Here is a 22,842-nt window from a genome sequence, read left to right as displayed (position 1 = left end):
TATAGTACAAAAGATGTGGTAATCAGCTGTAATATACTGAATATCAAGGTTTTATCCAAATGCTTTAGATTATTATTTAATTGATTTTCAATTATTTAACTGTTTTGTCATGTACTAAGAAAAGTTATATAGAACAGCTGCCACCTAATACTCGATTTAAAGACATATTAATGGTTCTTCATGACTGTGAGAAGTGGAAAGCTTTAAACCATTGAGTCGCATCCTATTTAAACGAAATCACAGTAGCAACAATTAAAGTGCTTAAACCAATATTCAGGTTTGAATAATAACTTCGATTTCAATGTATTTATGCATAACAAGATAACAGCATATTGTTAAGACAATTTGTTTAAACAATTGAAACCGGAATACTTTCTCTGATGCTCAGAATCATTTAAACACAAAATGAACAAATTCAACAAACCTGACAATGTAAAGCTAGTGTATTATTCAAGTCGAAATTAATGGTAATAGGTGACTGACTCGCGATTTGCCAAACTTGTTAATAGAATATAATGCGTTTTTCGGCAAAAAATGCGAAGTGCAATTTTTTTTTTGATTAGTATTAAATTGAAATGATACAGGTGTTAATATCCTTCTAATTTTCTTTGATATACGAACATGAGATAATGCGACGTATACGATATATAGGGCAATTGATTGTATATAGAAGATGTGTGCAACCTTAAAGAACGACCGTAAACAGAAAGTAAATTTATGAAGACAGAGAGCCATTCGATAAATGACGTATTAGCAAAAAATGCAACTTCATTTTTTATTCCCCCTTTTCAAAGAGCCTATGCTTGGGGGAAACCTGAAATTGAAAGATACTTTAGTGACGTTTCAAGAATAATTGAATCACATTTAGACTCCCAGCAACACGACAAGCTAGAACACTTTTTCGGAACAGTTGTAATCAAAGAAGAAAAGGCAGGATTTGCAAATAAATCAGTAGTTGTAGATGGACAACAAAGGCTTACAACAACATTAATTTTTTTAATTGCATTAAGAGATACTGAAACCGACCCAATCAAACAAGACTTCATAAACCAAAACTATCTGACCAACAATTCCTCCTCTTTTCAAGACAAAATCAAACTTAAACAAGTAACAAAAGATTGGGATGCATACAAGGCACTAGTAAACAAAACTCAACCTAATCCAGGAGTGATAAGCAATGCTTATGAATTGCTGAAGAAAATCATAAATGAAAAGAAAAGACTAAATCCCGAAGTAGATTTTGAGCATTACATTATTGCTATTCAGCGAATGAATGTAGCTGTAATTTTTCTAGACGAAAGACCATTTAAAGGGGAAGACCCACAAATTATATTTGAAACTTTAAACTCATTAGGTAAACCATTGACTTTATCGGATCTTGTGAGAAATTTTGTTCTCCTAAATATGGAAAGCAAAAGCCAATCAGATATTTATGAAAAAATTTGGCATCCAAAAATCGAAGAAGTCCTATTTGATAACACTTCAAAGTTTTTCAGAGATTATTTACAATATAAAACTGCAAGCTCCCTTAAAGTTGTAAGTGACAACAATACAAAAGAACTTTATCAGCAATTTAAAGACTTTGTTGATTCAGGTTTTGTAAATCATAATGCCTTTATAAATGACATCGTTCGCTATGTAAAATGTTATAAGTGGATTATTACTGAAATAAATAACGATACTATTTCGAATGACAATTCCAAAGACAAAGAAATAAAGGAGTTAATAAGAAACATCTTCCACGACATAAAGGCTGAAGCATTTAAACCTTTTGTATTGGGATTGTTTGAATATAATCAATATACAATTGATGGTATAAGACTAAGTGATGAGATCCTGATTTCTACTCTGAAAGCAATCAGAACTTATTTGATAAGACGCAGAATATTAGGTTTAACTCAAGGCGAGAATAAGAACATTGTCCTTTTAAGTAAAAAGATAGAAGGTATTGCAAAAGGCAACACATCAATGCTTGAACTCTTAACTAATATGTTTTACAGGTTAAGATTGCCAAATGACTCAGAAATGAGTTCGGCACTTATTTCAATGAATTTTTATGAAAGCCTAAAACAGTATTCAAAACTTATCTTAGGAAAGATCGAAGAGAATAACTCTAAAGTATCTGTTGACTTTAGAAATCCGAAAATCACAATTGAACACATAATGCCTCAAAAATTGGATGATAGTTGGAAAATTGAATTAGGGGAACAATTTGAAGAAATACACAAGAATTACTTGCACAACATAGGTAATCTAATTCTCACAGAGTTCAACAGTGAAATAGGAAATAAATCATTTGAAGAAAAGAAAAGAAAGCTCAATTCTTCATCTCTTAATTATAGGCTTGACGTTATCAAAAGAAACGTTTGGAATGAACAAAGTATCAAAGAACACCAAACAAATATGGTAATTTGGTTTCTTGAAACGTTCCCATTACCCGACCAATACAAGGACAAAGCAAATTGGAATACTCAAACGATTGAAAGCACATTATTCTCTCCATTAGACACGGATGCTGGAGACATTGCCGAAGGCAATAAACCAATAGAACTTCAAATATTTGATGATGTTATCAAAGTCAATTCTTGGCAAGACGTATTTATCAAGTTTTTAAAATACCTGAAAGATAAGCCTGAATATGATTTTGATTACATTCTAGACAATCAACTTGAGATGTTTAGACGTGATGAAATTATTCTAAAATGGAGTTCACTTAAAGAATTGATAGATACCAACGTTGATTTGACGAGCCGATATAAATCATTTGATGGAAAGGTCTGGGACAAAGTAAAAGAGTTGAATGACGACTTGCTGTTTATTCATATCAATATTTCAGCTTCAAACTGTATGTCAAGAATTGCAAGTGTGATGGAGAAACTATTCCTCCCAGACAACTCAATCCAGATCAAATTAAAGTGACGACAAACAAAAAGGCAGCACACAATATATAGGAATATGAGCGGTCGGCACGACCCAGCGATTATTCCAGGTTGAACGACATCCCGTCTGGACTACAACTGGCAGCTATGGGCTTTTTGTTGGTTTTTGATGTTTTTGGCAAGAACGCCTATGCTGCGATCGTACTGTTTTTAACCTTATCGGTTTAAGAGAAGAGTGGTCTTTGTGTTTCAAATGTTGAAAACCAGCTTCTTTTGGGCTTAAAACCCACCGTCAAGGCAATACGATGCCGAACCTCATGTGAATGAAGTTTTTAAAGGGAATGTAATGTTGGTTACTGCAACTTATCAAAAAGCATAGAAGGCAGATGCCCTGCGGGTGACCGAATCCTGGGCAGGGTTCTGATGACAATCAGACGACCCGTTTTGCAATGCGGACATTTGGTTATGTCAAATCCTGTCAATCTTAAAATGCGCTCTGGAGCCGTTTCGGGCTTTTGTTTAGCTGTCATCTGGTCAATGTCAGGCTTTTCATCGGGCACAAATTGCAAATCCAGATGGAGTTTTGTGGTGTGATGATAAATGCCGAACCGACGGATACGCACGTAACCATCTGGCATAACATGCAAAGAGAATCGACGCAGAAACTCTTCTCCTTTCAGGGATACCGGTTTTATTTGTGCGCGGTCGCGGTAGTCTTTAGCTACGAAAGTGACGTTTGTTGAGTCAACATTCAATATCCGCTGGTTGCTGATGGCAATGCGATGGGTGTATTGCCCCAGATACCTGATGACATGTTCGGCGCCAGCCATTGAGGGTTCGCAATAGACGACCCACTTTTTTTGATGAGCCGCTTCAATGCAGACTTTGAAGCCATCCATTGCAGATAGTTTTCGCAGTTCTCTTTTTATGCTGTCCAGAAATTTACCTTTAAAGGCAGCACTCAACTGGTGCACCGGATAGAGATAATTTTCATATTTGCCGATGTGGCGCCATTTTCCCGACAACGAGTATCCTGCTGCCGGAACAATGCAGTGCAAGTGCGGATGCAATGAAAGGTTCTGCCCCCAAGTGTGTAACACCGCAACGGCTCCGGTTTCACAACCGTAATGCGTGTACCCAAAGCTGCGCAGTATACCTCTGGTGGCGTGGAACAAAATATTGCAATAAAGTCTCCTGTCCCAAAGATAAATCTGGTTGAGCTCATGAGGCACGGTGAAAATGAGATGGTAGTGTTTGACTGCAAGTGTTGATTTAATCAGCTTTTCAATCCAGAGCGCCTGTTTGGTTCCCTGACACTTGGGGCAATGTCGGTCGCGACAGCTGTTGTAACGGTAGTGTATGACTCCGCAATCATCACACACCTGCTCATGTCCACCCAAAGCGGCCGTACGGCACTGCACAAGGTTGTGAAAGACTTTGATTTGCTTGGGCGATAACTCCCCGCTCTGCAACAAACTTCCTCCAAATTGGCAAACAACATCAGCCAGTTCATGCTTGCTTTTGTATGGCTTTTCCATAGAGTGTGTCTAAGGGGCTGTGAGGAGTGATATGCTGACACTGGGCTGTGTGAAGATAAATCATGGTTGTTGTGATGTCGGCATGACCCAAAAGCTCCTGTAAGGTTACAATGTTTAAGCCCTGCTCCAATAAATGGGTTGCATACGTGTGGCGTAAGGAGTGAAGGTTCACGTTTTTAGAGATGGTGGTTTTTTTAAGGCTTTCCCGCATAACCCAGGATAATCCTTTGACGCTGTAGCGACCATCAGCCTCTTTGCCATTGAATAGCCAAACATGCGGATTCTCGGCTCTGAGATATTTTTTGAGCCCGATGACCATTATGGCGGACAAAGGCACAATCCGATCTTTCTTGTATTTGCTCTGGCGGATGTGGATGACCATGCGCTCAAAGTCAATATCGGATATCTTAAGGTTGATGACCTCTTGCCCCCGTAATCCGGCAGAATAGATCAGCGTAAGGATAATTCGGTGCTTAAGCAGCGTAGGTGCCGAAAATAGCATCTTTAGCTCCTGGCGGTTCAGCACAACCGGCAACTTGCTCTCTTGCTTTAATGAAGGCAAAGCAATGGCCTTTTTGTTCATGCCCAGCAAACGGTAGTAATACCTTAGGCCATAAACCATGTGCTTGAAACTGCTCCGCGAAGGAGCCTTGACATCGCGTGCCAAAGCCACCAGATACTCGTTGATTTCATCTTCGGTGACGTCTTCGGGCAGTTGTTTAAAATGGATAACAAACAGCGCTATGCGCCGAATGTAATTATTCAGAGTGCTCTGACTCTGTCCACGAAGTACCACCTGATGCTCCATCTTTAAAGCCCTGGCCTTAAACTCCGGAACAAGAACGAGGGCGCGCTCTACAATCGTTAAGGTTGTTTTCTTTCTCATAACTGCATAATTTAAAAGTGAGTAATGCAGTTATAACGGCTTGCATCTAAAAAGATTAATGCTATTTTTGAAAGAGGCTATCCCGGAGGGATTTAGTTCAACAGCGTGTATGTGGCAATAGTGGGTGAAGTGGTAAATCGAAGGTCAGAACTTCTAAGAAACTTTGTGCAAAACGGACAGGCAAGTGCCTATAAACCGCTACTACACATACACGCAAAACGTTGTAGTGCATTTTAAAAGACACATCCAGTGTACAATATAAATCGATTTTACCTTACGAATTTTAAATTAAGTCTTTCAGAAATAGAAAAGATTGCATAAGTTTGTATCCAAATGAATACAGTTTGATGAATGTATATAATTGAGAAAACAGACGAATTTGACAAATGGCTTAGAAAACTGAAAGATTTCAAAGCTAAAGCCAAAATATTATTTCGCATTCAAAAGATTGAGACCGATGAGCACTTTGGTGATTGCGAATCTGTTGGAGATGACATTCGTGAATTGAAAATTGACTATGCTAAAGGATACAGGGTATATTTTAAAGAATCTGACGGAAAAATTATCATTCTGCTCATTGGGGGCGATAAATCAACTCAACAGAGAGATATTGACAAGGCAAAAGAGATTTTAAAACGACTAAAAAAATAGAGAAATGGAAACTTCAAAATTTGATATAGCTGACTATTTAGATAGTAACGAAATGATTGCAGAATATCTTAATACTGTTTTAGCACAAGGAAACGAATCAGATGTTATTACAGCTATTGGACATGTTGCAAAATCAATCGGCATGACAAAAATTGCTCAAGAAACTGGATTAAGCAGACCAAGTTTATACAAAGCATTATCGGATGGAGCAAAACCTCAATTTGAGACAATTTTGAAAGTATTAAGAGCAATTGGTGGACAAATTCAAATAAATCCAATGACCGCATAAAGAAAAACGCACCACAATATATAGGAATATGAGCGGTCGCAACGACCCAGCGATTATTCCAGGTTGAACGACATCCCGTCAGGACTACAACTGGTAACTATGGACTTTTTCTGGTGTGATGATAAATACCGAAACGATGGATGATTCTGCCCTCGAAGAACCATCTGATGCTTCAGCTTCACAGCTCTGTCCAAAATTTTCGGAACCAGAACCAGGGCGCGCTTTACAATCGTTGAAGGTTGATTTCTTTCTCATAACTGCATTTTTTAAAAATGAATAATGCAGTTATAACGGATTGCAACTAAAAAGATTAATGCTATTTTTGAAAGTGGCTATCCCGGAGGGATTTAGTTCAACCCGCAATATAGCAAAAGGCGGGTTTTTTGGTTATTTGAACCATTCAGCCTCTCATCAAGTTTTGTAACGGTGTATAAGGAAGTAGCCCGCATTACCCCTAATGCCATATTGCCACACGTTACCTGCCAGGTTAGAAATAGAAACTCAACAGTACATATGACAATTTTTGAATTCTAGCGTATATTTGTAAAAAATAGACCCATGGACTTACAAACAAGAAAACTCAAAGCTATTGAATATCTAATTGGACTTCGAGATGAAAAGATATTCCGGAAGATTGAGTCTGCTATTGTTGAAGTACAAAAGCAACAGACAACTCGCCATAGCGAGAAACCTTTTTCTGTAGAACAACTAGTCGACAGAGCGAACAGGTCGACAAGAGATTATCTTTCTGGCAAATATAAAACTCAAGAACAACTTGAGAAAGAATCAGAAAATTGGTAATTATATGAAAATACTCTGGTCTGACTTTTCAATAGAAATGCTCTTAGAAAATTATACTTACTACAGGATAAAAGCAAGCCCTTCAATTGCCAAAAAAATTAAGACAGAAATTTTAACCGCGACCAATCAATTGAAAAAGCATCCAACTTCTGGACAAATTGAATTGAATCTTGAAAAGCTGAATGAGGGGCACCGTTATTTAGTTAAAGGAAACTACAAGATTATTTACAAAGAAATACCTGAAGGGTTTCTAATTACTGATGTTTTTGACTCAAGACAAGACCCAATTAATATCAACGACGAGAAAAGAAAACCTAGCAAGTAATATCATGTGTAAAACATTGGTCGGTTGGTGTTTATGTGAAAGTGGCTGCCCCGCATCAAGTTTTGTAACGGTGTATAAGGAAGTAGCCCGCATTACCCCTCATGCCATATTGCCAACCGGTATGCCCAAGTTTAAATATGCAACTAATTTAAACCGGAAACCATCTTAGTTAATAAGAATCAATAAAATATTGAATAATGAAAACCTTGAAAATCCTAATCTTTTGTATTTCCCTAATAAGTCTTTTGGGGTGTGACATAGATAAGACAAAAGAATTAAAAAGCGTAGACGTTGAAAAATACGTGGAACAATTAAAAAGTGGTGAATATGAATCATTCGATTTACCAGCGTTTACATATAAGGATATTCCCGCACTGCTTGTATATAGAAATGAAACTCAAACAATAACAGACTTCCCGCATAACGGAATTTCATCTCTATGGATGCCCGAGTGTACTTTAGGTATGTATGTTTTGTGGACAATCGAATCAATTCGTGCAGTAGCTATTGACAGTGAGTATTTGATTGGTAGATTCCCTTCACAAAACCCAATTGTACAACAACGAGCAGAACCGTTTGATTTAGAATCAGGAAACGATATTCAAGTATTGATTTCAAAGGCTTATTATGATTGGTGGAATGAGAATAAACATAATGATTTTATTAATTTCTGCAATATTGACCCACTATTAGAAACAGAGTATAGATGGCACTAAAAATAAGCCCTTTTGGTAATATATAGCAATATGGGCATTCCCAACGCTCTAGGGATTATTCCAGGTTGAACGACATCCCGTCAGAACTACAACTGGCAACTATGGACTTTTTCTGGTGTGATGATAAATGCCGAACCGACGGATGACTCTGACCACGAAGTACTACCTGATGCTTGCTTCACAGCTCTGTCCAAAATTTTCGGTACCAGAACCAGGGCTCGCTCTACAATCGTTAAGGTTGATTTCTTTCTCATTACTGCATATTTTAAAAGTGAATAATGTAGTTATAGCGGCTTGCAACTAAAATTATTAATGCTATTTTTGAAAGAGGCTATCCCGGAGGGATTTAGTTCAACATTTCATTTATGTGTCCGCTTATACTGCTTTAAGAAACAATAATGTTAAATATGAATTTTATGAAACTAATCTATTTATTGCTTATGCTATTTGTAGCTTCTATTAACGTAAAAGCCCAAACAGTAGTTGTTAATCCTGATGGAACTCATTCTATTTTAATCGACAATGGCTCGACCAACACAGTTGTTAACCCTGATGGGACTCATTCTGTTGTAGTTGACAACGGATCAACTAAGACAATTGTTAATCCTGATGGGACTCATTCCATTTTAATCGACAACGGCTCGACAAAAACAATTGTTAACCAAGATGGAACTCATTCAGTAGTAGCCTGCAACGGTTCTGTGATGACAATTGTAAATCATGATGGGACTCATTCTATTATAATTGAAAGCGGCTCAACAAAGGCAATTGATAAAAGACAAAAGAGGAAGAATAGTAAAAAGAATCGCTAATATGCAATGAATAAAATACCTGTTGAGTACCTTTTCTCAGCTTTATAACCCGCTTCAACCGTGATATAGAAGATTCATTTGATCCTTTATAGAATGGTACGGTTAACAACACGACAAAGATTTGCTTTAAATCGGTTTTTGTAAGCACCATGAATTTTACATAACAATATATCAGAATAACAAAAAGAGAAATGCATATCCTATAAAGAGTAGATTCATAAGATATATATATTTTTTGAACATTATAGATTGCAATGTGAGGTTTTTGTGAGTTGTTTGTGTATTAAGTGTGTGTTTCGCTGTGGGTTGTAAATCAGTATGCTAGTTAAATTTGAGTTGGAATATTTAATCTATCTAACTCAAATCTTTTATCATGAAAAACGTCTATCAACGGTTTACGCTATTTATTCTTTTCAATCTGCTTATTGTCTCCTCATACGCCATCAACGTGACCTTTAATGTCACAGTACCAGCCGGAACGCAAGAAGTGTACATTATTGGCAGCAGTGACTATCTGGGTAACTGGGGGGCGAACGAAGGACGCGCCATATTAATGGAACAAACCGGAGCAAACAGCTGGAGCAAAACACTTTTTCTACCGTCAAACACCACTTTTCAGTATATGTTCCTTTGTGGGCCAAACTGGAAATATGAGCAGAGCCCTAATACAAATTTTCCCTTCACCACTGGCACAACGGATATGGTACGCAATAATACCATATTAGCCTGGAACGAGACACCGCCGCCTTATGTGCGTTTCAGCTTTACGGTGAATGTGCCTTCCGATACCGAAAATGTATTTCTCATTGGTTCTGATGAGCTTGGAAACTGGGACGTAGATACCGGACGTGCCAAAAAAATGAGAAAGGTGTCTGACGGTTTGTTTACCACTTCAGTGAGGTTGACGCCAAACAAATCGTATCAATACAAATACCTATGCGCTGCGGCAAGTGAGTTTGAGCAAGCAGGGGATGCCTTCACTATAAATACTGCCTCTCAAAATTCAACGGTAGATGCTGTGGAGGATTGGCTTCAAATGCCGCAATACCATTCTGGTGTTGAGTTCTACTTAAAACGGCAGGGTGATAAAATTGTGGATGCGCAGGGAAATGATTTCATTATTCGGGCCATTGGTTTGGGTAACTATATGGTTTGGGAACCATACATGTGGAAGGTTTCAAATTATGAGAATGCGGGTATCATGAAAAAGATCATCGACCGCATGCGCATGGTGCTCCATGAGGAGGATCTTCAATATTTTGTGAGTGAGTATATGAATAACTACATCACAAAACGTGACGTGGATTCGCTTAAAGCATGGGGATTTAATGCCATTCGACTTCCGATGCACTACAATTTGTTTATAAACACCAATGCAACCGATAACTCTTTTATTGAAAGGGGCTTTGAACTTACTGAGCAGATAAGGCAATGGTGTGAGGCAAATGAAATGTACCTGATACTCGATTTACATGCAGCACCCGGAGGTCAGGGGTTTGATACGGCAATTGCCGACTCTTATGGTCCCGGACTTTGGGAAGGCAACCTCGATGGTACAGCCGACCAGTATCAAACAAAAGTTGTTATTCTGTGGAAAGAGATTGCACGTAGGTTTTCGCAAAAGAATTGGATTGGTGGGTATGACCTCTTGAATGAGACCAATTACTCTGATTATCAGTCGGGAGGGCGACAATTGGCTGTTCTTAAGCTTCTTGAATTGTTTAAAAGGTGCGTTAATCAGATTCGTTTGTACGATCAGCATAATGTCATCTATTTGGAAGGAAACGGCTGGGCAAATGATTTCAGTTCAATATTACCTCCGTTTTGGGGTGATGACTGGGATGAGAATATGGCTCTTAGCCCACACAAGTATTGGGCTCCCCACGGAAGTTTTGCCGGTGAGAATCTGAAGGCGCTTTACAATGTACCTCTGTTTTTGGGTGAAACAGGCGAAAACTCCAACGAGTGGTTCTATCAGACCGTAAAAAGTGCCGAAAGTAAAAATATTGGCTGGGCATGGTGGTCTTATAAAAAAATCGACAATATCAGTGGATTTCTTAGCATCAAAGCATCTGAGTCATTCCAGAAAATCATCGATTTTGTAAATAATGGTACTGGCTTAAGCCCAGATAGCAAAACAGAAAACTTCTCCTATTTTCTGGATTTTCTCGAAAATGTAAAAATCGAAAATTGTGAAGTAAATTACGATGTGTTGTTTGCTTTAATAGGGCAACAAGCCGATGGAACAGCCACCAAATCTTATGGTAACAATTTTGTTCCGGGTGTAATACATGCTTCTGAGTATGATCTGGGACGGCATAATTATGCTTATTTTGAAAACAATGCCACCGACAATCAGGTGATAGAAAATACAGGTGGTCAAAACACGGTTTATAATTCCGGATGGGCCGGCCGTAACGATGCAGTAGATATTGAAAAAACATCTGGCCAAGCTGATGATAAATCAAATGGGTATAATATTGGGTGGACAAATACCGGAGAGTGGGTGCAATACACTGTGTTTGCTCAAACTGCAGGCATATATAATGTTGCCTTGCGCCATGCGTCCACGCAGTCCTCTGTAGTTTCATTGAGAGACAGAAACAATTTGGTAATATGCGAAAAGCAACTGGCTTCAACAGGTGGATGGCAGAACTGGCAAATGACCAATGTGGGTAATCTTGAACTTGAACAGGGCTGGAACACGCTACGTCTCTTCTTTAACAATGGTGGAGTAAACGTTAATTATTTGAAGTTTGAGTTTGTTTCAGCATCATCTGTAGTTGATGCGGTAATACAGAATGATCAGGTAGTGATTAACAATAACACATTGGGATTGCAAGGATATCATCGAAATTTTTCAGGAAATATTTACTCCATAATGGGATCGTCCATTTCTAGTTTTAAAAGTGTGACCGGTTTTTATGTTGGTAATTTGCCCCAGGGAGTATATTTGTACACCATCACCGATTCCGAAAATCAATCGTTTTCCGGTAAGTTCATCAGATAACATTTACCCATAAGCAATGCTTTGGGTTGCATTTTACGCAGCGATTTTGTTAATTGATCCCGGATAACCAAATGCTCAGCAGGAGTGGAGCTGTTATCCGGGATTTTTTTATGGCTAACACTATATGATTATGACAACTTTAGGATGCTTCAAAAGCGGGTTGAAACATTTGGTTTTTCTTTCATTTACATCGATGTTTTTAACAGCACCGGATATGCACGCGCAGCAGTTAACTCATTCAATTACAAGTTATCTGGAGGTTTTTAACCTGGATAACAACACCCGTAGGGTTGTATATACCGACGATTCTCACTTCGAAGCACCAAACTGGTCGCCTGATGGGGAAACGCTCTATTTTAACAGTAATGGACACATCTACAGGATTCCTGTTGGTGGCGGGCAACCGGTGAAAATCGATATGGCTTTTGCCACACGCAACAACAACGATCATGTTCTATCGCCCGATGGAAAGCAAATGGCCATTAGTCACCACAGCGCCGGGCACAACGGCAACTCAATTATCTATATTGTGGATGTCGAGGGCGGAACTCCCAGACAAATCACCGATAATGGCCCGTCCTACCTTCATGGATGGTCACCCGATGGAAAGGAGTTGGCTTTTATTGGTTTACGCAATGGCGACTATAATGTATTTGTAATTTCTGTGTACGGGGGGAAGGAAAAACAGCTCACACATACCCGGTTTCACGAAGATGGTTCTGACTACACCATGTGTGGCAAATACATCTGGTTTAACAGTGACCGTTCGGGCAACATGCAATTGTGGCGCATGGGACGCGATGGATCAAATCCAGAACAGATGACTTACGATGATTGGGTTGACTGGTTTCCGCATCCATCGCCCGATGGCAAATGGATAGTTTTTCTTTCCTACGAGCCTGGTACCGAAGGGCATCCGGCAAATAAAAATGTGGTGTTGCGCATAATGTCTGCTGAGGGCGGTGAACCAAAGGTGCTTACCGAATTGTTTGGCGGGCAGGGCACCATAAATGTGCCGTCCTGGTCGCCATGTAGCCGAAAATTTGCTTTCGTCAGCTACCGTTTGCGATGATTGATGGCGTGCATCAATTCACGTTTAGCGTCGCAGCCCGAAGAACAGCCTCCCGAACAGGAGGCTTTTTTATTTGACGAGAACAGTGTGCGCCAAAACGAGATGGATGTGTATGCTATTGCCCCTGCAACCGTGATATAGGTTAATATGTCTTGAATCATAATGCTGTGTTTTATTACATTAAACAAATAAACTCCCAATTTGGTAAACTCCAAATGCAACAAGCCAGGCTAATGCAGTGGTGTAAAAAATGGTAAACATTGCCCATTTCCATGAGCCTGACTCCTTTTTGATGGCTGCAATCACTGCTATACAAGGGAAATAGATGAGCGTAAACATCAGAAATGCCAGAGCTACCAAAGGTGTGAAAACCGGTGAGCCATCCGCATATTGATCCTTTTTCATGTTTGAAATCAGCATGCTGGTGTCTTCAGTGTTTTCGCTTGCCGACTGGTACAACACCGACATGGTGCTAATGACAATCTCTTTTGCTGCAATACCGCTTAACAAACTAACACCCATTTTCCAATCAAAACCAAGTGGTCTTATTACTGGTTCAATGGCATGTCCCAATCGTCCGATGTAACTTTCTTCTTGCTGTTCAACGTGTTTTTTCTCCTTATATTTCTTTATTTGAGTGTGTTTTTCAGACTCCAGTTCTGCAAGCTCCACCGCATTGGAACTAACCAATATAAGTGAGTCGTAATGCAATGCAATCCGTTCAATATTGTGGGTATATGCTTCGGTGTTGGTGCTGGTGCGTGGGAAGTATCCCAAAAACCAAATAATGATTGAGGCAACCATGATAACGCCTCCCATTTTACGCAGATATTGTTGTCCCTTATGCCACATATGTCTGGTAGTGCTCTTGAGTGTTGGCAATCGATAGGGTGGCAGCTCCATAACAAATGGCACATCGGTTTTGGTGAATACAAACCGCTTAAACAACCGGGCAATAACTACTGCTATTAAAATGCCTGATGTATATAAAACAAATAGCAGTGTGCCCGGATGATCTGGAAAGAATGCTGCAATAAATAGTATGTAAACTGGCAATCGTGCGCTGCACGACATGAATGGATTTATCAGGATAGTTAGCAACCGGTTATTACGGTCTTCGATGGTGCGTGTGGCCATTATCGCAGGTACATTGCATCCGAATCCCATTACCAACGGAATAAAGGATTTACCATGCAAACCTATTTTGTGCATCACCTTATCCATAATAAAAGCAGCTCGCGCCATATATCCTGTGTCTTCCATAAATGAGATGAAGAAGAACAGAATGAGGATGTTTGGAAGAAATACGATTACACCGCCAACACCACCTATTACACCATCTATCAATAAGTCTTTGAACGAACCGTCAGCCATTAACCCATCCAACCAATCAGATAGTAAAGCTACGCCCGTTTCAATCCATTCCATTGGGTATTGGCCAAGTGTAAAGGTAGTCTGAAACATGAACCACATAAACAGGAAGAATATTGGGAAGCCAAAAAGTTTATGCGTCAAAAACGTGTCTATGGCATCGGTTTTTCTTCTTCGCTGTATTGGGTTTTCTTTGTAAGTCTCGCGCAAGGCACCTGCAATAAAGCCATATCGGGCATCTGTTATGATGGTTTCAATGTCTTCGTGCAAAAACTCTTCAATGCGACTTTTTTGTCTATCTACCTCAGTACGTATGTTTTCGTAAGGTTCTTGTTTAATCAGCTTTTTATACTCTTTGTCCTTTTCAAGTAGTTTGATTGCAAGAAATCGGGGATTTAATTCGAGTTTAAGGTTGTCATGTTTCTTTATCTCGTTTTCTATGGCTGTTATGGATTTCTCCAATGTACCACCGAAATTAATCCTGACCGGACGTGCCTCCGGAAGCCGCTCTTCGTAAACATCAATCACCTTATCAAACAGTTTGTCGATGCCTTTGCCTCTCGAGCTTATTGTTGGAACCACAGGCATTCCGAGTAGCCTGCCCAGTTGTTTGTAATCCAGTATATCGCCTCTGCGTTGCAAATCATCAAACATGTTTAAGGCAATTACTGCCTTCACATCCATGTGTATAAGTTGCGTTGTCAGATAGAGGTTGCGCTCCAGATTGGATGCGTCCAGTACATTGATTACAATATCCGGCATTTGCTCACTTATGTGCGCCCTAACGTACATCTCTTCAGGACTGTATGCAGACAGGGAGTATGTGCCAGGCAAATCCGAAAGGTGAAACGTATAGCCTTTGTGTTCAAAGGTTCCTGTTTTCACATCCACCGTAACGCCACTATAATTCCCCACATGTTCGTAGGCACCGCTGGCGTGATTAAAAAGTGTGGTTTTTCCGCAGTTTGGGTTACCTACAAGTGCAATATTTATCACTTTTCGTTTTTCAACTGCTACTTTTTCTATGGTTTGTTCGTCAAGTGTGCCGTGATAAGTAATGTTAGCAGCATCTCTGGCCTCTTCCATGGTAACCACTTCAATTAGTGAAGCTTCGCTTCGCCTTAGTGATACCTTATAATTCATTATTTGGTATTCAATGGGGTCTTTCAGTGGCGCATTCTTGATAACCGTTACTTTTTTACCTTTAACAAAACCCATTTCAAGAATTCGTCTTCTGAAGGCGCCATGTCCTTTTACCTTTATAATAAAGGCTTCTTGCCCGTTACTTAGTTCGGCTAATGTCATTATGCTGTTTTTACCTTGGGAATAATTCCAGATTAATGCCTCAATTGTTTTAACCTGCAAAAGTAACTAATGAAATAGCATTACCCAATCCCCATTTGTTGGGTTTTTTCTTCGATACATCCATATTTTTCATTGATATTAACACGGAAATAAATTAATTTACCTCAAAAAAAAATGAGCAGATATTTTAATCATACAGTAAATGTGGCCGTGCAAGTGCTTCCGGTTGCACAGAACAAAGATGCCTACGCAGTGGTAGATGCCGCCATTGCTGAAATACGCAAATCCGGAGTGAAATATCGGGTAACCCCATTCGAAACGGTGATGGAGGGTATGTACGATGAGTTAATGGCTGTGGTGAAAAAAGTGCAAGAGGCTTGTTATGAGGCAGGGTCTTCGCAGGTTATGTGTTATGTTAAAATTCAGAGCAACCTGCAACATGCCGTTACCATTGAAGATAAGATGGAAAAATATGATGGTTAATTTGAAAAAACAAAGGGTTCAGTTTTTCTGAACCCTTTGTTTTATTTGCTAAGATCTTCGAATTCGATATCGGTATACTCCCTTGATACAACCGATTCCAGTTCTTCCTCAGGCTCCGCAATCACATCGCCCTGGATGCTCCTGATAAATTCAATGGCCTCCTGGAGTCCCTCGGCAAATTTTTCAAAATCTTCTTTGTAAAGAAAGATTTTATGTTTCTCAAAATGAAAACGACCGTCTTCTTCAAATCTCTTTTTGCTCTCGGTTAAGGTCAAATAGTAGTCGTTTTTTCGGGTCGCTTTTACATCAAAAAAATAAGTTCTTTTGCCTGCTCTTACTGCTTTTGAAAAGATTTCCTCCTTGTCATTCCTTTCAAAACCATCGTTTTTGTCGAATCCTTCCATCTCAAAATATTATTTTTATTAGAAAAAATGCGCTTTTGGTTTCGATAGTCAAAAATGGTAATAATTTTTTGAATTACACAAAATATGTTTACAAAATTTTTCCATTCTTTAACTTATTTAACCATTTGGCGCTCTTTTGCCGGTTCTATGTAATTTGTTGATAATTACCATTTGATATTTACATTGGATGGGGTAACTTTACATACGTATATTTACAGGGCTGATTGTAGAGATTAAAAAAAAACTTACATTTGCCTTTCAATTTTATAAATTAAATGTTCTTTCGGTAATGCTAAGTAGAAGATTGTTAAGAGTTAAGGTGATGCAGATGGTATATGCGCATCAGAAAAAGGGTGAAGCTACAATCAAGGAAACAGAGAAAGAGTTGTTTCACAGTATTTCTAAATCATTTGAACTGTATCACCTCGTTTTATTGCTTATTGTTGATATTCACGCTTATGCAATCAACCGTATCGAAAAAGGAAAGAGCAAGAAAATTCCATCTCCTGCCGATTTAAATCCCAACACACGTTTTATCGATAACAAGGTGCTCCTCCAATTGGGATCCAATAAAGAGCTGCTTAAATATATTGAAACAACCGGTCTCTCATGGTCTAATCATCCTGAAATCATCCGAGCTTTATTCGAAAACATATCTCAATCCGACATCTATCAGGATTATATGGATGAAAAATATGAAGATTATGAAAGCCATAAAAAGTTTGTTGTTAAGCTGGTTGAAAAGGTGATTGCTCAGTATGAGCCACTTTATTTGCAGCTTGAGGAGCAGAGTATTTTTTGGAACGATGAATCTGAATTTATTGTCAGCATGGTCATCAAAACCTTGAAGGAGTTTGACGAGGGCATTGGCGAAGACCAAGAGCTTCAAAAGGAGTTTAAAGATGCAGATGACCGCGATTTTGTTGTGTCGCTTTTCCGTAAATCGCTTTTGAACCAGAAAAGCTATATGGATTTGATTAAGCAGTTTGCTCAAAATTGGGATATGGAACGTGTCGCATACATGGATATTGTGCTGATGCAGCTTGCTTTGGCCGAAATTTCCGAGTTCAAAGAAATCCCGGTTAAAGTATCTTTAAACGAGTATATTGAGTTGGCAAAGCATTACTCCACCAGCAAAAGTGGTTTGTTCATTAACGGTATGCTCGATAAGATTGTAGCACATTTAATTTCTGAGGGAAGCGTTAAAAAAGTTGGTCGCGGTTTAATAGAATAGTCTAAATAATATGAAGAGAATTCTCGTTTTCGTTTTTTTTACGGCATTTCTTGTTTCCGGATGTAATTTTGCAAATCGGAATAAAAAAGAGACGGTAGCTTCTGAAACTCAAATAGGGTTGGGGCGCCTGGTTTTTGAACGGGATACGCATGAATTTGGTGATGTTCTGCAGGGAGAGGAAGTGGCTTGTAGGTTTGTTTTTGTGAACGAGGGTGATGAGCCTGTGTTAATTCAGGAGGTTAAGGCTGGATGCGGATGTACAAATATTAAATATCCTATGAAGCCAATTCAGCCAGGCTATAGAGGTTCTGTGGAGGTCACTTTTAACACCAGAGGAAGGCAGGGCTTTCAACGCCAGAGTGTGTTAGTTGTTTCTAATACAGCCGATTCTCCTGTAAGGTTATCAATTACCGCCAACGTTAAATAGGAGTATTTGCTGCGCATAAAACATTGGTATTCAGAGTGTGTCATTTATCTCTAAATTGGTTTTAAATATAGTACACTCAAAAAATGCCATTAAATAGATTTTTTCAACTGATTATTAATAATTAATTTTTCGAATATGTTTAACTCATTCCTATCAATGCCTCCGCAAGCTGAGGCTCCTAGTCCATGGATGTCTTTGATGCCATTTCTTTTGATTATCGTGGTTTTCTATTTTTTCATGATACGTCCGCAAATGAAAAGACAAAAGGAACTTCGTAAGTACCGTGAAGCACTTAAAAAAGGTGACAAAGTTATAAGTACCGGCGGTATCTACGGTCGTGTAGCCGAAGTTAAGGATGATCATATCATTATGGAAATTGCTGACGAAATCAAAATAAAAATCGATAAGTCTGCTATCATCATGGATATGACCGATGCTGTAAGAAAGTAATAAACTGTGATTTTCCCGATTCAATAATCGAATTTGCGGAGTTACGTTTTAATAATAAAAGGCCAATGATTACATTTGTTGTATCATTGGCCTTTTGGCTTTTTATTTGTTTGTGTTAGCTTGCAGCTATCAATGTTTGTGTTTTAATCATAAGGAATTCAATGTCAGTTAGCAAGCAAACCAAATATGTACATTTAAACGTAGTATCACGGAAATGATGAAATCACTTATTGCCAAATTGATGGATCTTCTCAAAATTAAATCTGAGAAAGATAAGGGGTTCTCATTCAGCGACCTTAAAAAGAACAGGGATGCCTTTGTTTTTTTTATTTTTCTGATGATATCTACCGCCTTCTGGTTCTTAAATGCCCTGCGTGATGATTATATTACAGAGTTTTCGTACCCTGTCCGCTTTGTGAATATTCCCGATAATCAAACCATCGTGGATGCTTCTGATACAAAAATTAATTTAAGGGTTAGAGCCAATGGTTATACAATATTGCGACAGTTTGTAACCAGTACTTTTCTGCCTGTGAGTTATGACGTATCGCAGCTGCGACGAATTAACAGAAATGGTGACAACCAGGCATTTATCCTGTCACGTGATCAGTATAGCGTCATTGCCGGACAACTACTTCTTGGTGTTGAAGTGCTCTCTATCTATCCTGACACTGTTTTTGTGGCTCTCGAAAAAGTTTTGAAAAAAACGGTTCCCATAAAACTAAATGCCGAAATCGGATTCGAAAAGCAGTTCCTCCTGGCGGGGGATATCTCGTTTCAACCCGAATCAGTCGTTATCACAGGGCCGCAAAGCATTGTAGATACGATCACTTCTGTTTACACAAAATCATTTTCGGTGGATCGTCTGCGCGATACCTTGTACAGGCAGGTTTCGCTCGATCTTGTACGTGGTCTTTCCTATAGTCATAACCGTGCAAAAGTGACAATCCCTGTTGAGCCTTTTTCTGAAAAAGTGCTGAGCATTCCAATAGAAGTGCCAGGATTGCCCGATTCTTTGCGACTTAAAACATTCCCTTCGCAGGTTAGTGTCACATTTCGTGCAGGCATCAGCCAGTTTGAACGTATTTCTGATTCCGATTTCAGGGCAGTAATAGATGTGGAATCCGCTCTCGGAACCGAACGTCCCCATCGATTGCGTGTTCGCCTTGAGACGACACCAACAGGTATTCAATCAGTAGATATCAGTCCGTTATTTGTTGAATACCTTATCGAAAGGGTTCGTTAATTCCTCAAGTTTACAGTCTCTTAATTTTAAATTTTGAAAAATATTATCAATTATAAAGTAGGCGTTACAGGAGGTATTGGTAGTGGAAAATCAACTGTATGCCGCATGTTCGAAGTATTGGGGTTACCTGTTTTTTATGCCGACCAGCGTGCCATTGAACTAATTCATTCCGACGCTGTTCTGATTTCGTTGTATCGCAATTTATTTGGCATGGACATTTATCAAAATGGTGTTCTTGACCGAAAGCGCGTTTCCGAAATGATTTTTAATAACCAATCGTTAATCACTGAGGTGCAAAATGCCGTACATCCCGCCGTTCGCAAGGATTTTAACAACTGGGCCACCCAACAAAAATCTGATGTCGTGTTAATGGAAGCGGCTGTGTTGTTCGAGGGTGGTGGTCATCTCTTTTTAGACGATGTAATACTTGTTACTGCTCCTGAAGAGATGAGGGTCAATCGGGTTATGCTGCGCGATTCTGTTTCGCGTGAGCAAGTACTAAGCCGGATGCGCAATCAATGGACCGACGACAAGAAAATTACTCTCAGTAAGTATGTCATAACCGCTGACAATAACGAACTTCTAATTCCCCAAGTTTTAGATGTATATCATCAATTAATTAAACGTTCAAATGAAATTCTTAAAACTGTTGTTTAGTGCTGGTATAGGTTGGTGGATGTTTGGTCCCATAGGCGGAATATTGGGCATGATCATCGGAAACATGATCAATGTTGAGGTGTCAAATCAACCATTTTCAAAACAACGTGATGGTTTTGTGGCATCCATGTTGGTGTTAATGGCTGCTGTCATGAAATCCGATGGGCGCGTCTTAAAGTCAGAACTTGAATATGTGAAACTTCATCTTACGAAGCTTTTAGGTCCGGATCAAACGGCTCAGGCGTTAATTGTTTTACGCGATATACTTAAAAAGGATATCCCTTTACACGATGTTTGCCATCAGGTGAGGGTTAACATGGACTACAATTCGCGGGTTCAACTGATACATCTGTTGTTTGGTCTCGGAAAAGCCGACGGTGCCCTTACTGCCAATGAAGTCCAAACGATTCACACAATAGCTGTAAATCTTGGCGTTTCAGAGTCCGATTATCAATCTCTGCTCAATATGTTCTATGATAATATTGATGGCGCCTACAAAGTTTTAGAAATAGCATCCTCCGCGACCGATGAAGAGGTGAAAAAAGCATACCGAAAAATGGCCGTTCGCTTCCATCCCGATAAAGTGAATCATCTGGGCGAAGAGTTTCAGGAATCGGCTAAAGAGAAGTTTCAAAAGGTCAATGAAGCATACGAGAAGATAAAGCGGGAAAGAGGTATGGTATAATTTATGATGATAGCTGTTATGCAAATCATTTTGGCATATCAATGTTTCTTGTATTTTTGCACCCAAAATTTTTAAACTATGATAAAGGATATTCTAGCAATTTCCGGTCAGCCGGGACTTTTTAAAATGGTTTCCCAAGGCAAGAGCAACATTATTGTTGAATCGTTGTTGGATGGAAAAAGGATGCCGGCATATGCAACATCCAGAATTAGTGCACTCGAAGATATTTCAATTTATACTGAGGATGGTGATGTGAAGCTTGCTGATGTATTTGTTGGCGTTTTCGAAAAAGGTATAGAGATGGACGCTAAGGCTGATAACAAACTGTTAAAGGCAAAGTTTGAGGAAGTACTTCCGGGTTATGATAAGGAAAGAGTTTATATTTCCGACATTAAAAAGGTCTTTACCTGGTATAACCTTTTGAAATCTAAAAACATCATCACCGCAGAAGCGATAGAAGCCTTTAAAAAAAGTGCTGCTGAGGAAAAAAGTGCTGAAGCGTAAGATTGATTTTTTTTCAGCTGGCTTTTAGCGAGTTATTTTTTTTAACAAAAAAGAGTGTGTAAAAAGTTTGGAGCGTAAAGGATGAACGTCTACTTTTGCACTCGCTTTCCAAACGGGGAAAGGCACAAGAGTAGTCAGTTTAGTACTGACAATTATTGAAGCAAGCGGCAAGGTTTAGAGGTTTATTAAGAGGAAAAACATTTCTCAAAAAAACTTTGAAAAACATTTGGAGTTTAGAAATTAAATCCTTTATCTTTGCAGCCCCGAAACGCAGGACAGACATCGGTTTGTTGTGTGGGGAAACAGGAAGAAAAAGTTCTTTGAAAATATTGATGCAATACCAAAAAAGAAACAAGGTTAAAACAAGCAACGTCCTTTCGAAAATTTCTTTGAGGAGCACAGGAAAACATATTAAAATCTTTTCTACAACGAAGAGTTTGATCCTGGCTCAGGATGAACGCTAGCGACAGGCCTAACACATGCAAGTCGAACGGTAAAATGGTAGCAATACTATTGAGAGTGGCGCACGGGTGAGTAACGCGTATGCAACCTGCCTGTAACTGGGGGATAGCTCCCTGAAAGGGGAATTAACACCGCATAAGACTACGGCATCGCATGGTGCAGTGGTAAAATATTTATAGGTTACAGATGGGCATGCGTGACATTAGTTTGTTGGTGAGGTAACGGCTCACCAAGACTACGATGTCTAGGGGTTCTGAGAGGAAGGTCCCCCACACTGGTACTGAGACACGGACCAGACTCCTACGGGAGGCAGCAGTGAGGAATATTGGTCAATGGGCGCAAGCCTGAACCAGCCATGTCGCGTGCAGGAAGACGGCCCTATGGGTTGTAAACTGCTTTTGTATGGGAAGAAAGTTAGCTACGTGTAGCTATTTGCCGGTACCATACGAATAAGGATCGGCTAACTCCGTGCCAGCAGCCGCGGTAATACGGAGGATCCGAGCGTTATCCGGATTTATTGGGTTTAAAGGGTGCGTAGGCGGACTTGTAAGTCAGTGGTGAAATACTGCAGCTTAACTGTAGAATTGCCGTTGATACTGCCAGTCTTGAGTACAGTTGAGGTAGGCGGAATGTGG

The 22,842-nt window shown here is 39.3% G+C and carries 23 protein-coding genes and 1 other annotated feature; of the genes, 17 read left to right on the top strand and 6 right to left on the bottom strand.

The window, feature by feature from the left end; genetic code table 11:
- The first annotated feature begins 717 nt into the window (after positions 1-717).
- Entirely contained in the window at positions 718-2,919 is a 2,202-nt protein-coding gene (locus ALKIM_RS0101175) for a DUF262 domain-containing protein (RefSeq protein ID WP_026473069.1), read from the top strand.
- A gap of 313 nt (positions 2,920-3,232) precedes the next feature.
- On the opposite strand, the gene ALKIM_RS17165 is transcribed toward ALKIM_RS0101175, so the two are convergent.
- Together ALKIM_RS17165 and ALKIM_RS0101165 are read right to left on the bottom strand one after the other, a co-directional pair.
- The gene (locus ALKIM_RS17165; protein ID WP_044117669.1) at positions 3,233-4,417 is read right to left on the bottom strand and encodes an IS91 family transposase; all 1,185 of its coding nucleotides are present in this window, start codon (positions 4,415-4,417) and stop codon (positions 3,233-3,235) included.
- Positions 4,389-5,303 (bottom strand): tyrosine-type recombinase/integrase, encoded by a 915-nt coding sequence (locus ALKIM_RS0101165; protein ID WP_026473068.1) that lies wholly within the window; start codon positions 5,301-5,303, stop codon positions 4,389-4,391. The genes ALKIM_RS17165 and ALKIM_RS0101165 overlap by 29 nt, the downstream gene beginning before the upstream one ends.
- Positions 5,304-5,654: 351 nt before the next feature.
- Here ALKIM_RS0101165 and ALKIM_RS0101160 point away from each other — a divergent pair, with 351 nt between their 5' ends.
- A complete protein-coding gene (locus tag ALKIM_RS0101160) occupies positions 5,655-5,954 on the top strand; it encodes a type II toxin-antitoxin system RelE/ParE family toxin (RefSeq protein WP_026473067.1) in 300 nt (99 codons plus the stop codon).
- A 4-nt stretch (positions 5,955-5,958) separates the two neighbouring features.
- Entirely contained in the window at positions 5,959-6,243 is a 285-nt protein-coding gene (locus ALKIM_RS0101155; RefSeq protein ID WP_026473066.1) for an addiction module antidote protein, read from the top strand.
- 84 nt (positions 6,244-6,327) lie between these two features.
- Here the strand turns inward: ALKIM_RS0101155 and ALKIM_RS19720 are convergent, their stop codons facing one another.
- Entirely contained in the window at positions 6,328-6,498 is a 171-nt protein-coding gene (locus ALKIM_RS19720; RefSeq protein ID WP_157363689.1) for a hypothetical protein, read from the bottom strand.
- 303 nt (positions 6,499-6,801) lie between these two features.
- Between ALKIM_RS19720 and ALKIM_RS0101145 the strand changes: the two genes are divergently transcribed.
- The 6 genes from ALKIM_RS0101145 to ALKIM_RS0101120 all read left to right on the top strand — a co-directional run bounded on the left by ALKIM_RS0101145 (position 6,802) and on the right by ALKIM_RS0101120 (position 12,979).
- Positions 6,802-7,044, top strand: coding sequence for a hypothetical protein (locus ALKIM_RS0101145; RefSeq protein ID WP_026473065.1), 243 nt, complete (start codon positions 6,802-6,804; stop codon positions 7,042-7,044).
- A 4-nt stretch (positions 7,045-7,048) separates the two neighbouring features.
- Positions 7,049-7,369, top strand: coding sequence for a type II toxin-antitoxin system RelE/ParE family toxin (locus tag ALKIM_RS0101140; protein WP_044117668.1), 321 nt, complete (start codon positions 7,049-7,051; stop codon positions 7,367-7,369).
- Between the two features lie 197 nt (positions 7,370-7,566).
- Entirely contained in the window at positions 7,567-8,085 is a 519-nt protein-coding gene (locus ALKIM_RS19020; protein WP_052345196.1) for a DUF4943 family protein, read from the top strand.
- A 416-nt stretch (positions 8,086-8,501) separates the two neighbouring features.
- Positions 8,502-8,897, top strand: a complete 396-nt coding sequence (locus ALKIM_RS19015) for a hypothetical protein (RefSeq protein WP_157363687.1) — start codon at positions 8,502-8,504, stop codon at positions 8,895-8,897.
- A gap of 373 nt (positions 8,898-9,270) precedes the next feature.
- Positions 9,271-11,907, top strand: a complete 2,637-nt coding sequence (locus ALKIM_RS0101125; protein WP_026473063.1) for a cellulase family glycosylhydrolase — start codon at positions 9,271-9,273, stop codon at positions 11,905-11,907.
- A 130-nt stretch (positions 11,908-12,037) separates the two neighbouring features.
- A complete protein-coding gene (locus tag ALKIM_RS0101120) occupies positions 12,038-12,979 on the top strand; it encodes a TolB family protein (RefSeq protein WP_218916646.1) in 942 nt (313 codons plus the stop codon).
- Here the strand turns inward: ALKIM_RS0101120 and ALKIM_RS19480 are convergent.
- Both ALKIM_RS19480 and feoB read right to left on the bottom strand, forming a co-directional pair.
- Positions 12,964-13,140 (bottom strand): FeoB-associated Cys-rich membrane protein, encoded by a 177-nt coding sequence (locus ALKIM_RS19480; RefSeq protein WP_157363685.1) that lies wholly within the window; start codon positions 13,138-13,140, stop codon positions 12,964-12,966. The two genes, ALKIM_RS0101120 and ALKIM_RS19480, sit on opposite strands and share 16 nt — an antisense overlap.
- Positions 13,141-13,159: 19 nt before the next feature.
- Entirely contained in the window at positions 13,160-15,655 is a 2,496-nt protein-coding gene (gene feoB / locus ALKIM_RS0101110; RefSeq protein WP_026473061.1) for a ferrous iron transport protein B, read from the bottom strand.
- A gap of 174 nt (positions 15,656-15,829) precedes the next feature.
- Between feoB and ALKIM_RS0101100 the strand changes: the two genes are divergently transcribed.
- Positions 15,830-16,138 carry a thiamine-binding protein gene (locus ALKIM_RS0101100; RefSeq protein WP_026473060.1) on the top strand — a complete coding sequence of 103 codons (309 nt, stop codon included), beginning with the start codon at positions 15,830-15,832 and terminating at the stop codon, positions 16,136-16,138.
- Between the two features lie 41 nt (positions 16,139-16,179).
- On the opposite strand, the gene ALKIM_RS0101095 is transcribed toward ALKIM_RS0101100, so the two are convergent.
- Positions 16,180-16,542: a DUF3276 family protein gene (locus ALKIM_RS0101095; protein ID WP_026473059.1), complete on the bottom strand. Its 363-nt coding sequence runs from the start codon at positions 16,540-16,542 to the stop codon at positions 16,180-16,182.
- Between the two features lie 289 nt (positions 16,543-16,831).
- Between ALKIM_RS0101095 and nusB the strand changes: the two genes are divergently transcribed.
- From nusB to ALKIM_RS0101060, 7 genes are all read left to right on the top strand, one after another.
- Positions 16,832-17,776: a transcription antitermination factor NusB gene (nusB, locus tag ALKIM_RS0101090; protein WP_026473058.1), complete on the top strand. Its 945-nt coding sequence runs from the start codon at positions 16,832-16,834 to the stop codon at positions 17,774-17,776.
- A 10-nt stretch (positions 17,777-17,786) separates the two neighbouring features.
- Complete coding sequence (locus tag ALKIM_RS0101085) at positions 17,787-18,203, top strand: DUF1573 domain-containing protein (protein ID WP_026473057.1); 417 nt, start codon at positions 17,787-17,789, stop codon at positions 18,201-18,203.
- 156 nt (positions 18,204-18,359) lie between these two features.
- Positions 18,360-18,653 carry a preprotein translocase subunit YajC gene (gene yajC / locus ALKIM_RS0101080; RefSeq protein WP_026473056.1) on the top strand — a complete coding sequence of 98 codons (294 nt, stop codon included), beginning with the start codon at positions 18,360-18,362 and terminating at the stop codon, positions 18,651-18,653.
- A gap of 214 nt (positions 18,654-18,867) precedes the next feature.
- Entirely contained in the window at positions 18,868-19,899 is a 1,032-nt protein-coding gene (locus tag ALKIM_RS0101075; RefSeq protein WP_026473055.1) for a CdaR family protein, read from the top strand.
- A gap of 33 nt (positions 19,900-19,932) precedes the next feature.
- The gene (gene coaE, locus ALKIM_RS0101070) at positions 19,933-20,556 is read left to right on the top strand and encodes a dephospho-CoA kinase (protein ID WP_235714353.1); all 624 of its coding nucleotides are present in this window, start codon (positions 19,933-19,935) and stop codon (positions 20,554-20,556) included.
- On the top strand, positions 20,531-21,241 hold the full coding sequence (locus tag ALKIM_RS0101065) for a TerB family tellurite resistance protein (protein WP_026473053.1): 711 nt from the start codon (positions 20,531-20,533) through the stop codon (positions 21,239-21,241). Before coaE ends, ALKIM_RS0101065 begins: the two co-directional genes overlap by 26 nt.
- 78 nt (positions 21,242-21,319) lie before the next feature.
- Complete coding sequence (locus ALKIM_RS0101060) at positions 21,320-21,745, top strand: DUF5606 family protein (protein WP_026473052.1); 426 nt, start codon at positions 21,320-21,322, stop codon at positions 21,743-21,745.
- 433 nt (positions 21,746-22,178) lie between these two features.
- Positions 22,179-22,717: a sequence feature (16S ribosomal RNA rRNA prediction is too short), on the top strand.
- The last annotated feature ends 125 nt before the right edge of the window (positions 22,718-22,842 follow it).

Source organism: Alkaliflexus imshenetskii DSM 15055 (assembly GCF_000517065.1).
Taxonomy (GTDB): Bacteria; Bacteroidota; Bacteroidia; order Bacteroidales; family Marinilabiliaceae; genus Alkaliflexus; species Alkaliflexus imshenetskii.
Note: the sequence above shows the minus strand (reverse complement) of the source record. Positions and strands in the feature narration are given on the sequence as shown.

Bases quoted from the DNA above. Each gene is read 5' to 3' on its own strand.
- ALKIM_RS0101155 (WP_026473066.1), top strand. From the start codon at position 5,959: ATGGAAACTTCAAAATTTGATATAGCTGACTATTTAGATAGTAACGAA.
- nusB (WP_026473058.1), top strand. From the start codon at position 16,832: ATGCTAAGTAGAAGATTGTTAAGAGTTAAGGTGATGCAGATGGTATAT.
- ALKIM_RS0101075 (WP_026473055.1), top strand. From the start codon at position 18,868: ATGATGAAATCACTTATTGCCAAATTGATGGATCTTCTCAAAATTAAA.
- ALKIM_RS0101060 (WP_026473052.1), top strand. From the start codon at position 21,320: ATGATAAAGGATATTCTAGCAATTTCCGGTCAGCCGGGACTTTTTAAA.
- feoB (WP_026473061.1), bottom strand. From the start codon at position 15,655: ATGACATTAGCCGAACTAAGTAACGGGCAAGAAGCCTTTATTATAAAG.
- ALKIM_RS0101100 (WP_026473060.1), top strand. From the start codon at position 15,830: ATGAGCAGATATTTTAATCATACAGTAAATGTGGCCGTGCAAGTGCTT.
- ALKIM_RS19015 (WP_157363687.1), top strand. From the start codon at position 8,502: ATGAAACTAATCTATTTATTGCTTATGCTATTTGTAGCTTCTATTAAC.
- ALKIM_RS0101125 (WP_026473063.1), top strand. From the start codon at position 9,271: ATGAAAAACGTCTATCAACGGTTTACGCTATTTATTCTTTTCAATCTG.
- ALKIM_RS17165 (WP_044117669.1), bottom strand. From the start codon at position 4,417: ATGGAAAAGCCATACAAAAGCAAGCATGAACTGGCTGATGTTGTTTGC.
- ALKIM_RS19480 (WP_157363685.1), bottom strand. From the start codon at position 13,140: ATGATTCAAGACATATTAACCTATATCACGGTTGCAGGGGCAATAGCA.
- ALKIM_RS0101140 (WP_044117668.1), top strand. From the start codon at position 7,049: ATGAAAATACTCTGGTCTGACTTTTCAATAGAAATGCTCTTAGAAAAT.
- ALKIM_RS0101095 (WP_026473059.1), bottom strand. From the start codon at position 16,542: ATGGAAGGATTCGACAAAAACGATGGTTTTGAAAGGAATGACAAGGAG.
- ALKIM_RS0101175 (WP_026473069.1), top strand. From the start codon at position 718: ATGAAGACAGAGAGCCATTCGATAAATGACGTATTAGCAAAAAATGCA.
- yajC (WP_026473056.1), top strand. From the start codon at position 18,360: ATGCCTCCGCAAGCTGAGGCTCCTAGTCCATGGATGTCTTTGATGCCA.
- ALKIM_RS19720 (WP_157363689.1), bottom strand. From the start codon at position 6,498: ATGAGAAAGAAATCAACCTTCAACGATTGTAAAGCGCGCCCTGGTTCT.
- ALKIM_RS0101145 (WP_026473065.1), top strand. From the start codon at position 6,802: ATGGACTTACAAACAAGAAAACTCAAAGCTATTGAATATCTAATTGGA.
- ALKIM_RS0101165 (WP_026473068.1), bottom strand. From the start codon at position 5,303: ATGAGAAAGAAAACAACCTTAACGATTGTAGAGCGCGCCCTCGTTCTT.
- ALKIM_RS0101085 (WP_026473057.1), top strand. From the start codon at position 17,787: ATGAAGAGAATTCTCGTTTTCGTTTTTTTTACGGCATTTCTTGTTTCC.
- ALKIM_RS0101120 (WP_218916646.1), top strand. From the start codon at position 12,038: ATGACAACTTTAGGATGCTTCAAAAGCGGGTTGAAACATTTGGTTTTT.
- ALKIM_RS0101065 (WP_026473053.1), top strand. From the start codon at position 20,531: ATGAAATTCTTAAAACTGTTGTTTAGTGCTGGTATAGGTTGGTGGATG.
- ALKIM_RS19020 (WP_052345196.1), top strand. From the start codon at position 7,567: ATGAAAACCTTGAAAATCCTAATCTTTTGTATTTCCCTAATAAGTCTT.
- ALKIM_RS0101160 (WP_026473067.1), top strand. From the start codon at position 5,655: ATGTATATAATTGAGAAAACAGACGAATTTGACAAATGGCTTAGAAAA.